This is a genomic window from Pseudomonas sp. Pdm06, assembly GCF_014851795.1.
Lineage (GTDB): Bacteria > Pseudomonadota > Gammaproteobacteria > Pseudomonadales > Pseudomonadaceae > Aquipseudomonas > Aquipseudomonas fluorescens_AA.
This window is the reverse complement of the sequence record NZ_JACVAH010000003.1, coordinates 41,850-53,879: the sequence shown is the minus strand read 5'-3', so window position 1 is coordinate 53,879 and position 12,030 is coordinate 41,850. Positions and strand designations below refer to the sequence as shown.

9 protein-coding genes are annotated in these 12,030 nt (G+C 57.3%); 3 read left to right on the top strand and 6 right to left on the bottom strand.

Annotation, left to right across the window (positions count from 1 at the left end):
* The first annotated feature begins 28 nt into the window (after positions 1-28).
* Positions 29-979 carry an aldo/keto reductase gene (locus tag IB266_RS05960; RefSeq protein ID WP_060742996.1) on the top strand — a complete coding sequence of 317 codons (951 nt, stop codon included), beginning with the start codon at positions 29-31 and terminating at the stop codon, positions 977-979.
* 199 nt (positions 980-1,178) lie between these two features.
* Here the strand turns inward: IB266_RS05960 and IB266_RS05955 are convergent, their stop codons facing one another.
* The 6 genes from IB266_RS05955 to IB266_RS05930 form a co-directional block, all read right to left on the bottom strand.
* Positions 1,179-2,513 (bottom strand): c-type cytochrome, encoded by a 1,335-nt coding sequence (locus IB266_RS05955; protein WP_192260538.1) that lies wholly within the window; start codon positions 2,511-2,513, stop codon positions 1,179-1,181.
* 13 nt (positions 2,514-2,526) lie between these two features.
* On the bottom strand, positions 2,527-4,785 hold the full coding sequence (locus IB266_RS05950; RefSeq protein WP_192260537.1) for a xanthine dehydrogenase family protein molybdopterin-binding subunit: 2,259 nt from the start codon (positions 4,783-4,785) through the stop codon (positions 2,527-2,529).
* A 129-nt stretch (positions 4,786-4,914) separates the two neighbouring features.
* Positions 4,915-5,361 (bottom strand): (2Fe-2S)-binding protein, encoded by a 447-nt coding sequence (locus tag IB266_RS05945; RefSeq protein ID WP_013692840.1) that lies wholly within the window; start codon positions 5,359-5,361, stop codon positions 4,915-4,917.
* Between the two features lie 272 nt (positions 5,362-5,633).
* Positions 5,634-7,085, bottom strand: a complete 1,452-nt coding sequence (locus IB266_RS05940) for an aldehyde dehydrogenase family protein (protein ID WP_060742998.1) — start codon at positions 7,083-7,085, stop codon at positions 5,634-5,636.
* Positions 7,086-7,157: 72 nt separating this feature from the next.
* Entirely contained in the window at positions 7,158-8,798 is a 1,641-nt protein-coding gene (locus IB266_RS05935) for a GMC family oxidoreductase (RefSeq protein WP_060742999.1), read from the bottom strand.
* A 16-nt stretch (positions 8,799-8,814) separates the two neighbouring features.
* Positions 8,815-9,489: an NADPH-dependent F420 reductase gene (locus IB266_RS05930; protein ID WP_192260536.1), complete on the bottom strand. Its 675-nt coding sequence runs from the start codon at positions 9,487-9,489 to the stop codon at positions 8,815-8,817.
* A 189-nt stretch (positions 9,490-9,678) separates the two neighbouring features.
* Between IB266_RS05930 and IB266_RS05925 the strand changes: the two genes are divergently transcribed.
* The gene (locus tag IB266_RS05925; protein WP_192260535.1) at positions 9,679-10,572 is read left to right on the top strand and encodes a LysR family transcriptional regulator; all 894 of its coding nucleotides are present in this window, start codon (positions 9,679-9,681) and stop codon (positions 10,570-10,572) included.
* A 252-nt stretch (positions 10,573-10,824) separates the two neighbouring features.
* The gene (locus IB266_RS05920; RefSeq protein ID WP_192260534.1) at positions 10,825-12,018 is read left to right on the top strand and encodes an MFS transporter; all 1,194 of its coding nucleotides are present in this window, start codon (positions 10,825-10,827) and stop codon (positions 12,016-12,018) included.
* Positions 12,019-12,030 lie beyond the last annotated feature (12 nt).

The following is a 12,030-nucleotide window of genomic DNA, read 5'->3' as shown; positions in this document are numbered from 1 at the left end:
CCCACCACTGTCCTGACAAGGAGCTTTCATGAAGACCGTACCACTAGGATCAACCGACACTCGGGTTCCCAACGTCGTCGCGGGCATGATGCGCATCGCCGGCAGCACCGATGACCAGATCCGCGCGCTCTACACCGCGGCGCGCGAATCGGGCATCAATTTTTTCGATCACGCCGACCTCTACGGATTCAACCATCCCGACGGTGGCCCGCACTTGTGCGAACGCCGGTTCGGCGAGGCGCTGCGACTCAGCAGCGCCGAGCGCGAGCAGATCTTCCTCCAGTCCAAAACCAGTATTGTCGCCGACCCGTGGCACTACGATCAGTCCTATGAGCACATCGTGGCGTCGGCCGAGAGGTCGCTGAAAGCGCTCGGTAGCGACTATCTGGATGTGCTACTGCTGCACCGGCCCGACGCACTCGTGGAACCGGAAGAAGTCGCCCGCGCCTTCGACCATCTGGAGTCCACCGGAAAGGTCCGCGCATTCGGAGTTTCCAACCATACGCCCCGTCAAATCGATCTGCTCAAAACCGCCGTGACCCAACCGATCCTGGCCAACCAGGTCCAGCTTTCGGTGACGCATTCGACGATCGTCGCCCAGGGCCTGTCGTCGAACATGACCGGATTCGACGACTCAATTACTCGTGACGGTGGCGGCATTGTCGACTACGCGAGGATCAACAAAATCACGCTGCAGGCGTGGTCTCCATTTCAGAAAGCCTTTCAGGATGGGGTGTTCTTCGACTCTCCCGACTATCCGGAACTTAACGCTGAACTCAAACGACTCGCTGCACAGTACGACGTCACTCCGACCGCGATCGCTACAGCCTGGATCACCCGTCATCCCGCCGGCATCCAAGTCGTACTGGGTACCACGAGACCCGAGCGCCTAGTCGAGGCAGCCGCGGGCTCGAATATTCCGCTCACCCGCCCCGAATGGTACGGGCTTATCCGAGCGGCAGGTCACAACGTTCCCTGAACGCACCCGGACGTCGAAAGTGGCGCCTGTCCCTCTGATTACTAGCCCCACAACGGCGTTAACACCAGAGCTCTGCTTGGATCATGCACGCCGAAGCGTAATGATCGAAAACAAGGACCACCTCTTCACGAACCACTTCTCCCCGACGGGGACTCCTTGTGTATGGCGAGGGCCTTGGCCAAGCCCTCACCATACTCTCTCAACGCATCTGCAGGATGATCGGGTTGCTGCTGGCCGGATTGGTTCGCTCACGCAGCTCCTTCACCTCGTCAGCCTTCACTGCCCCTCCCTGATTACCCCAAGACGTGCGGACGAAAGTCAGTACATCGGCGACTTCCTGATCAGAGAGTTGGTTGCGGTACGGGGGCATGCGATATGAATCCGGAATGCCATTAGCAACGACACGTTCGGAACCGTTCAAGGTGGCATTGATGCTCGTAGCGCCTTCCTTCACCATTGATGAAGATGCGCCTGCCAAAGGAGGTATCCATGGCGCCTGCCCGCTGCCGTCACTGCCGTGGCAACTGCTGCACTTGACCATATAGTTGGCTGCCCCAGGTGTCGACAGAGGTTGTTCTGCCAGTTTGGCCGCTGGCTTCCATGGCGGCCCGTCACGCTTTGGGTCGCCCGGCAACGACACCAGGTAATGCGCAATGGCTTTTAAGTCCGGGTCGGACATGTATTGCGTCGAGTTGTTGAAGACTTCCGCCATGGTGCCCACGACCACGCTGTGAGCGTTACGTCCGGTTTTCAGATAGTCGACGATCTCCTGCTCGCTCCAGCGCCCCAATCCAGTGTTCGGATCCTGGCGCAGGCTCGGCGCGTACCACCCATCGAGCAGCGAACCGCTGAGGAAAGTAGCGCTGCTTTCATCCAGCGACTTCTCGTTCATCGTCAAGCTGCGTGGGGTATGGCAACTGCCACAATGCCCCGCGCCCTGGACGATGTAGGCGCCGCGGTTCCACAGCGCATCCTCTGAGGGCTTGGCCTGATAGGCACCGTCATCGACAAACGCGGTATTCCACAAAGCCAGCGGCCAGCGCATGTTGAGCGGCCAGGGGATATGGCTTTGCTGGTTCTGCTGCTGCGCCGGCTTAACGCCGGCCATGAAGAACGCATAAAGCGCCCGCACATCATCGTCGCTGAGCTTGGCATAGGATGGGTACGGCATAGCCGGATACAGCCTGTGCCCGTCAGCCGCGACTCCGCTGCGTACTGCGCGATCAAAGTCGGCTAGGCTGTAATTACCGATGCCCGTTTGTTTGTCCGGGGTAATGTTGGTGGCATAGATTGATCCCATCGGGGTCGCCATCTCCAGGCCGCCGGCAAACGGCGCACCTTTGGGTGTGCTGTGGCAGGCCACGCAATCGCTAAGCCTGGCGACATATTCACCACGCTGGACGAGTTGTGCATCTGCCGAGGGTGCAGATGCCTCATTAGCAAAAGGCGAAAATGGCGTGCGATTGACAAACCAGCCCAAGCCAGCTGCCACGACGATGCCTGCTGGCAGCAGATACTTTATAGTTTTATTCACGAACCATTCCTCATCAGGTGTCGAAGCGGTACTGCGATAGAGGCATGCTGCGAATTCGTTGACCGGTCAGTCGCGAGACGGCGTTAGCAACCGCCGGTGCCACCGCAGGCAGAGGCGGCTCACCGATTCCGCCCATTGGCGCACCACTCTCCACCACACGGACATGGACCCTGGCCATCATTTCCGGTGTGAGGATGCGGTAGAGGTCGTAATTGCGCGCCACCGGCGTACCACCTTTGTAGATGGCTTGTTCGACCAGGGTTTGAGACAAGCCAAGGGCCACGGCTGAGTTGACCTGAGCCACGATGATGGCGGGATTGACGATGCTACCCGGATCGATTGCCTGCCAGATGTCGTGAACCTTCACGGCTCCGTTGCTGATGGAAACCTCTGCGATCACCGCCGTTTCGGTACCAAATGGCGATGCCATTGCAACGCCTCTTGCTCGCTTGGTGCCGTCTTGCGCCGTGAACGGCCCTCGTTTCCACCCCCCGGACAGGTCGGCCACTACTTTGAGCAAGTGGCTTAGCCGCTCGTTGCCCTGTAGCAGCTTGGCCCGTAGCTCATAGGGATCCTGACCGCCGGCATCCGCCACTTCATCCAGAAAAGCTTCATACATGAAGTCATTGATGGAGTTCCCGACTGAACGCCAGTAGCCCAGCATCACCGGGGTCTGCGAGTACAGTTGAGCGATCCGACGATGGGCAATGGCGTATTTTTTACCGGCCAGGCCTTCGACGGCGGTCGGGTCGATTTTGTCTCCTTGTTTGTTAGCGATACCCTCGGTTGGCCCTTCCGTGGCACTAATTGCTTCAAAGGCCACCGGCATGCCCTGTTCATCCAGGCCAGCGCGAAAGCGCACTACGGCGGAAGGACGAAGCACGTCACGCAAAAATTCTTCCTCGCGACTCCAGATCACCTTGATCGGTCGACCTGTGGATTGAGCCAGCTGGATAGCCTGAGGGTAAGGTGATGCATTCGGGTATAAAAAATGCCGGCCGAAAAAACCACCCAGCAGCGGGGAGTGGAGAGTGATTTTGGAAGGGTCCAGACCGGTACGCTTGGCGACGTCGGCCAAAAACAAATCCGGGGCCTGGTTCGGCAGCCACAGATCGAGATTGCCTTCAGCGTCGAAGCGCGCCAGGGCCGAGGGCGGCTCCAACTGGGCGTGGTTGAGGTATTGGGTATGGTAAGTCGCACTGACGACTTTCTTGGCGCCGGCCAACCCTTGCTGCAGGTCACCCTCACGTTCGGCCTCATCCCCGGCGTCGGTGGTTTTACTCAATTGCTCCGCATAGGCCTGGGTGTCGAAATTAGCCGGCATGTAGCGCACGGTTGAATCGCCACCCGGCTCCGTCCACTCCACTTGCAGAGCCTCGACGGCACGCTTGGCCACCCACCAGCGTTGCGCAACCACCGCCACTGCCCCCTCAAGACGGTGCACCGAATGCACGCCTTTGAGGTTTCTGATCTGATCCTCGTTGCGCACCAGCCCCACTTGCAGACCCAAGCGCGGCGCATGCTGTACCGCGGCGTGGAGCATGCCTTCGACACGAGTATCGATGGTGTATTGCGCCTTACCAGTGGATTTGTCGTAGACGTCTATTCGCTGGACCGGCTTACCGATCCAGCGGAATGTGGCAGGGTCGCGCAGAGTAACGGTTTGCGGATCGGGAATGGGCAAATCGAGCGTTAACGGCGCGAGTTCACCGTAGGTGATCGATCGATTGGAAGCGGCATGAATGACCCGCCCTGGCTCAGTAGTCAGCTGCGCCAGAGGCACCTTCCAGTGGGATGACGCGGCCTGCAATAGCATCAGGCGCGCCGATGCGCCCAGTCGGCGCATGGTCATGTAGCTCGCGCGCATCGACCGGCTACCACCCGTGAAGCGCATGCCACCTTCCATGACTTTGAAGTCATTCCCGGGCGCCGCGTTCTCCACCAGAAAGCTGGCTGGATCTATATCGAGCTCCTCACCCACGACCTGTGCCATGCCCGTGAAAATGCCCTGCCCACCCTCAATAAAGGGGCTCTGCAGGCGAACGGTATTATCCGGACGAATCTCCAGAAACGCCGGTACACGGGCGCCAGGCGGCAATGCCTGGGCACGCTCGGCAGCACGCAACGGGCCAAGGGGAATTCCGAAGCTGATAACAAGCGCACCCGCCGTGACGCCAGCCGATGCCTGCAAAAAACGGCGGCGAGAGACGTTCACAGGTTGCGCGTCGGAGAGTACGCCGCGCTCGGCGATAGAATCATCCAGTTTTGACATAGTGTTCCCCTGTGTTTGCATTCAATGCTCGGCCTGGCAGCAGACCAATCCCTGCTCCATTAAAGGTGGTCAGGATTAGACGTCGGCATTGTCACCAGGCACATCGCAGCTCAGTCGAATTGCGCGTGTTCAAGCACCAGCAAGCTCATCGACAGCAGTCTTGATCGCGTTATAAGTGCCGCAACGGCAGAGATTCGTCATGGCGGCAGCAATATCGGCTTGGGAAGGTTTGGGAATGCGCTGCAACAGCGCAGTGGCGGCCATTACCTGGCCAGACTGGCAATAGCCACACTGGGCGACTTGATGCTTGACCCAGGCCGCCACCACGCGCTTGCCCAGCTCGTCGTCTTCAATGGCTTCGATTGTGCGAATCTGTTTGCCCTTTACCCCTTCAACCGGTGTAACGCATGAGCGAAGCAGCACGCCGTCCACCATGACCGAACAGGCGCCGCATTGCGCCAAACCGCACCCGTACTTGGTTCCGGTCAGGCCGATATCGTCGCGAATCACCCATAACAATGGTGTATCCGCATCCGCCTCAACCTCATACACAGTGCCATTTACGTTGAGTTCCATTGTAAGAATGCCTCGATTGAAAACAGTGTGAAAAACCTGGCCGAGCACGACCTGCGGATAATCTTTGGCAACTGACCATTCGCAATAACAACAACTGCAACGTCGTCTTTTTAGACAAGCCTTACCCTACTGGGCTCGTCCGTGGCACAGCAAGCGAACCACGTGAGTCACCTCGCAAGGTGCTATTAATCAGATGAATAAATATTCTCTTCAAACAGCAGGCGTGCCGCGCCAATAATCGGCGCGGCACCGCTTGGTCTTGGATAGTCGCATCAGGCCTTCAACGACGGCAGTGCTGCGGCTTCCTCGTCAAAGCCATAGACCGATTTGATTTCCAGATACTCTTGCAACCCGAAAACGCCCATTGAGCGGCCAATGCCGGATTCCTTGTAGCCACCCATAGGCGTCAGCGAGTTAGTCGGCGCGCCGTTAAAACAAACACGCCCGGCACGCAGGCCGCTGGCGAACTCATACGCCTTGCGCCGGTCCCCACCGAATACATAGCCACCCAACCCATAAGGCGAGTCATTGGCGATTTCCAATGCCTGCGCCTCGGTGGAATAAGGCACCACCACCAAGACCGGCCCGAAAATCTCTTCCCGGCAAATAGTCATCTCGGGGGTCACATCGACGAACACGGTCGGACGGGTGAAAAAGCCACGTTCGAAGCCTTCGGGGCGCCCCAGTCCGCCGACAATCAGCCGTGCACCCTCATCGAGGCCCGACTGTATGTGACGCTGTATGCTGTTGAATTGTGCCCGGCTGACAATCGGCCCCATGGTCGTGGCGGGATCTCGCGGGTCTCCGAGACGGAATCGGTTTGCTTCGTCAACCAGAAACGGAATGATCTGCTCCACCTGACTTTCATGCACCAACATGCGACTCGGCGCGTGGCAGGATTGTCCGGTATTGAAGAAGCCGCGCTGAATATTCCAGCGCGCGGCCTTTTCCAGATCGGCGTCTCGCAGCACGATATTCGCCGACTTCCCGCCCAACTCCAGGCACACGCGTTTGATGGTGCGTGCCGCTGCCTCGCCTACCTGCGCACCGGCACCGGTCGAGCCCGTGAAGGAAACCATGTCGACATCGGGATGCTTCGACATCGCCTCGCCAATCACTCGCCCCGAGCCGTTGAGCATGTTGAAAACGCCCTTGGGTACGCCTGCGGCATCCAGCACCTCTGTCAGCAGAATAGCGCTGACCGGCGAGTTGATACTGGACTTGGATACGACTGTACAACCGGCGGCCAGCGCATAGATCAGCTTGATGACGGTTGTCTGGATCGGCCAATTCCAAGGCGAGATCAGTGCGCAGACACCCAGGGGTTCACGGCGAACGATCGTATTGCCAATTCGCGCCTCGAACTCGTACGTCTTCAACAGGTCGCGAGCGACCTTCATATGTTCGATTGGCCCCATGACCTGAGCACGGGCACTGCAGGGAATACCCACCTCTTGCGCAATGGCCTGTACAAAATCATCGGCGCGCAATTCGTAGGCTTCGATGATACGGTTGATCAGGTCGTAACGCTCATCGAGGGAAGACTGCGAATAGCTTTTGAATGCACGCCGAGCTGCGGCCACGGCAGTGTCCACCTCTTCAACGGTCGCCATGGCGACCGTGGCAAACGCTTCTTCGGTAGTCGGATCAATCAATTCCTGGCGCTGGGAGGCCGCGGCCTCTACCCATTCACCGTCGATATAAAACTTCGCGTAATCGTGCATCTTGCTGGTGCCTCCAGTTGTTGTTATTCGGTGAGCATTTTCGTGACAGGTGGCAACACGGTACCCGCCGATTCAACCAACAGTTTCGACCGGCGAACTGCTTGCCCGGCGAGCCATTGCATCTTCACGAATCAGGTCGGCGGCTTTCACACCAATCATGATGGACGGCGCATTGGTGTTGCCCGACGTGATGAATGGCATGATCGAGGCATCCACCACCCGCAGACGCTCGATACCACGGACACGCAGTCGTTCGTCCACCACCGCCATGGCGTCGTTACCCATCTTGCAGGTGCCGCCCTGGTGGTGGGCCGAGTTGCCGGTTTCGACCAGATAGTTGTAGATATCTTCATCGGTACGAATGTGGAGCCCCGGCAATTCTTCCGAAACCACGCGAGACTTGATGGGTTCGCTGTTCATGATTTTGCGTATCCAGCGCACACCACTGATCACCGCATTGACGTCGTAATCGCTGCTCAGGAAATTTGGCGTGTAATCGGCCGGGTCAGACGGGTTGGTTGAGCGCAGCGTCACTGTTCCCGTGGTGCTGGGACGCAACTGATAGACCGACACACCGAGCCCGGGATGCCTTTCAACGTCAACCGTGCCATCGGGAAAGTATTGAAAGGTCATGGGCCGAAAGCTGATTTGGAGATCAGCGTAGTCCTCGTCCGGGCTACTTTTAACAAACGCCGCGACCTGGGAAGAGCCAAGGGCAAGATACCCTTTGCGGGTCATCAGGTAACGGAAGCCTTCCCAGTACTTGCGCAGGCCTACAAGGTTGGCGTTGTACGAACTGTCTGGGGTGCAACGGAAGGCTGTGTGAATATAAAAATGATCCTGCAGGTTTTGCCCTACTCCTGGGGAATTCAGAACTTCGGGAATTGCGTGTTTTTCCAGTTCAGCCCTTGGGCCGATGCCAGACAACATCAGCATCTGTGGGGTCTTCAGCGAGCCTGCTGACAGAATCACTTCGCGCGCCGCATAGATACGCTCCAAACGGCCACTCTTCAAAACCTCTATACCGACAGCGGTACGCCCCTCGAATAAAACGCGCTGCAGCTCGCATCCGGTTCGAACCGTCAGGTTCGGCCGTTCAATGACAGGCTCGATAAATGCCCGGTAAGTCGACATCCGTTGCCCGTCTTGGATGTTGTGTTGCATGAAACCTACGCCATCGTGCAAGGCGCCATTCATGTCCTCGGTCACCGGGATACCGATACGGTTAGCGGCCTCTATAAAATCGTAGCTACTCTTTTCTTTGACGACCGGATCACTGATCCATAGTGGACCATTCGCTCCGCGATATTCATCGCCGCCCCGCTCAAAGTGCTCCATCTTTTTGAAATACGGCAAGACATCTTCATACCCCCAGCCTGGGTTGCCCAAGGCACGCCAGCCGTCAAAATCCTTTTGGTGACCTCGGATGAATACCATGCCGTTGATGGAGCTGGATCCACCGAGCAATTTGCCCCTAGGCCAGTACATCCGACGCCCTTGAAGCTTCTCCATTGGCGAGGTGCGGAAATTCCAGTTCAATGACTTATTGAAATAGAGCTTGCCCATTCCCGCGGGCGTATTGACCCAGAAACGATCTGAAGCAGGTCCCGCCTCAATAAGCAGGACGTTGTTCCGGGGATCGTCAGACAAACCGCGCGCAACCGGGCAGCCCGAAGAACCGGCACCGACAACGATGTAATCATAAATCTGCATGTACCCGCTCCTCCCGCTATTTCCCGACGCGGGAAGTGCCTTTGAACAACCGGTCAAAACGCTCGAAGCGATAAGCCCATTCGGGCCCCTGGTCCGTTTCGTAAGCCAACACTGCGGAGAGCATCGCGAAAGGCTCTATATAACGGGCGACCTTCAGAGCCCCAGCGTCCACCGGATCAAAGCCCACCTGACTGATAAGATCCGAAACTGTGGCTTTACTGGCTTCGTCCTCGCCACAGATGATCAAACTGGGACGTAGCACCTCTCCCCTGGCCGCGAATACATCGAACAAAACTTCGCTGGGTGTCGACTGGAAGGCCGCAACGACATGCGCCTCAGGAATCATCTGTGCCAGCGTTTCCGCACCGGAAATCGTATGGCCGATGACAAGCTCGGTGTCTTCTGCGTTTAAAGGATTGCAGCAGGTCACGACGATTTTTCCGCTCAAGTCATCCACCTGGCTGAGGACGTCAGGCACTTGAAGCCAATGCACGGCCAAGAGGACCAAGTCAGCGTTGAATGCCGCCTCTGCCGGCGTGCTGGCCTGTGCATTCTTGCCTGCCGATGCAGCCAGATCGGCAAGTTTCTGCTGATTACGCGAGTAACTGAAGGAAACCTCATGGCCAACCCTGGCAAACATGGTGCCCAGATGACTGCCCATTCGGCCGGAGCCAAGAATTCCGATTTTCATGAAAGGCCTCTTGTTATTTTTTGGATTAAAAACACGGATGGCGTTCGGGTGAAAGGCTCGACGGCGAATAGAGGTATGATCAAAATTGATTAATCCCCTCCACGATTGTCATGGCCGGCTCATGAACATAGATCCTTGGAGCGGGCGCTTGAGCTGATACAGTATTCGCCCCCACGCAGAGAATGATGAATGGCAAAGGAACACTACAGCGACCTGCTCGCGCTCATTGCAGTTGCACGAGAGCAAAGTTTCACGCGGGCGGCCTCCCAGCTGGGAATCTCTCAATCGATGCTCAGTCATAGCATCCAGAGATTGGAGGCTCGGGTCGGCGTACGTCTTCTCACTCGGACGACCCGTAGCGTATCGGTCACCGAGGCCGGTGAACGTCTGCTCAATACCGTTGAACCGCGGTTGAGGGAAATCGAGACCGAACTGATCGCCGTGGCTGAATTTGGCGACACCCCCGCCGGCAACATTCGCATCACGGCAACCGATCATGTCATCGAAACTGTGCTTTGGCCGAAATTGGCGCAAGCCCTGCCGAAATACCCACAAATAAGTGTAGAAGTCGTTATCGACTATGGCTTGACGGACATCGTGGCCGACCATTTCGACTTTGGCATCCGGCTCGGGGACGGGTTGGCAAACGGGATCGAAGCAGTTCGTATAGCTCCCGACATGCGTTTTGTGATAGTGGGCGCGCCGTCCTACATGGAGTCTCGTGCCATGCCGACCAGACCTCAAGACCTCATGGAACATGAATGTATAAATATGCGCCTGCCAACACGTGGCGGCCTGTACGCGTGGGAGCTGGAAAAGGACGGCCAGGAAATCAATACGAGAGTCAAAGGCAGACTTGTATTCAACGGCATCAATCAGATTTTGGATGCCGCTGTATCGGGTTTCGGGCTGGCTTATGTTCCCGAGGACATCGCTCACCCCCATCTGGTTAACGGCACTCTGGTTCCTGTCATGCAAGCCTGGTGGAGAACATTCCCGGGACTGCACCTTTATTACTCCAGCGAGCGCGAGAAGTCTCGGGCGATGCAGGTTCTAATCGATGAGTTACGGCACCCCGAATAGTCAACGGTGCTCTGAGCCCTTCCTTTTTCGCATCTGAATTATTCGCCATCATTCATAGGCGCTTTCGGATTTCAGATCATTACAGATCATCCTTAGCCCCCTATCATTTCGCCTCAAGCAAGTCGCGATGAGACAGTGTCCCATCGCCCGCTGGGGTCGATCCCTGGTTATTTTTCCTTTCATTATTCGTCCATTCGCCCAGCGCCCTAGTTGTCGAGGGCGTCATGTATTGGCTATTTCACAGGAACACCGATGACTACCTCAACTTTGAATACGGCCCAGATTGACAGCCGGATCTGGAGCGCCGTGGGGTCTTTGACACTCTGCGTCGCTCTGCTGATCGCCGCAGAATTCATGCCAGTGAGTCTCCTGACGCCCATCGCCAACGACCTTCACACCTCACAAGGCATGGCTGGCCAGGCCATTTCCATTTCCGGCTTCTTTGCGGTGGTGGCAAGTCTTTGCATTGCCTCTATCGCCGGACGCTTCGATCGACGTCATGTCCTGGTCTCGATGACCCTGCTGATGCTCATTTCGCTGGTGGTCATCGCTTTGGCGCCGGGCTTCACTTGGTTGATGATCGCCAGAGCTTTTCTAGGCGTCGCAATCGGTGGTTTCTGGGCATTGTCCACCGCCACTGTGCTTCGGATAGTCCCGGAGGAGGCTGTGCCCAAAGCCTTGGGCATGATCTATATGGGCCACTCAGTGGCCGCTGCGTTTGCCGCACCCATTGGGGCCTATGTGGGAGGTCATCTGGGGTGGCGCTTTGTGTTCGCGGCGCTTGTACCGATTGTCATCATTAACGTGATCTGGCAATACAAAAGCTTGCCCGCAATGCAGCCAGAAAAAACCATTCCCCTTTCCAGTCTGTTCGGGGTGCTGAAACGTCGGAACGTCATGTTCGGTCTGCTGGCCGCCATGCTGACGTTTGGTGGTACATTCACCGCTTTCACTTATTTGCGGCCATTTCTCGAACAGGTTACTGGCGTCGACTCCACTCAACTGTCGGTTTTATTGTTGAGCCTGGGCATAGCCGGTTTCGGTGGTACGTACATCGTCAGCCGACTGCTGGAAAAACAATTCCTCTTCCAATTGTTGCGCTGGCTTCCGGTGGCGTTGGCTGTCATGACGGTGGCTCTGGCCGAGCTGGGCTACAGTTTCGCAGCCGCCGCCATCATGATGTTTGCCTGGGGGATGTTGTACTCGGCCATCCCAGTATGCTGGTCGACCTGGCTCGCCAAAGAGGTAAGCGATGAGCCCGAAACTGGCGGTGGACTGATGGTTGCAGCTATCCAGATGGCGATCATGGTCGGAGGCGCTTTCGGTGGCAGCTTGCTGGATCATGTATCGGTAACAGCCCCGCTGATTGGCGGCAGCGTATTGCTCATCCTGGCAGCGCTAGTCGTTGGGAATGGCGGGCGGCTTACCCAGTCCACGCCCGCCTGATAGCCTCTTGTG

Bases quoted from the DNA above. Each gene is read 5' to 3' on its own strand.
- IB266_RS05930 (WP_192260536.1), bottom strand. From the start codon at position 9,489: ATGAAAATCGGAATTCTTGGCTCCGGCCGAATGGGCAGTCATCTGGGC.
- IB266_RS05920 (WP_192260534.1), top strand. From the start codon at position 10,825: ATGACTACCTCAACTTTGAATACGGCCCAGATTGACAGCCGGATCTGG.
- IB266_RS05945 (WP_013692840.1), bottom strand. From the start codon at position 5,361: ATGGAACTCAACGTAAATGGCACTGTGTATGAGGTTGAGGCGGATGCG.
- IB266_RS05935 (WP_060742999.1), bottom strand. From the start codon at position 8,798: ATGCAGATTTATGATTACATCGTTGTCGGTGCCGGTTCTTCGGGCTGC.
- IB266_RS05940 (WP_060742998.1), bottom strand. From the start codon at position 7,085: ATGCACGATTACGCGAAGTTTTATATCGACGGTGAATGGGTAGAGGCC.
- IB266_RS05925 (WP_192260535.1), top strand. From the start codon at position 9,679: ATGGCAAAGGAACACTACAGCGACCTGCTCGCGCTCATTGCAGTTGCA.
- IB266_RS05960 (WP_060742996.1), top strand. From the start codon at position 29: ATGAAGACCGTACCACTAGGATCAACCGACACTCGGGTTCCCAACGTC.
- IB266_RS05950 (WP_192260537.1), bottom strand. From the start codon at position 4,785: ATGTCAAAACTGGATGATTCTATCGCCGAGCGCGGCGTACTCTCCGAC.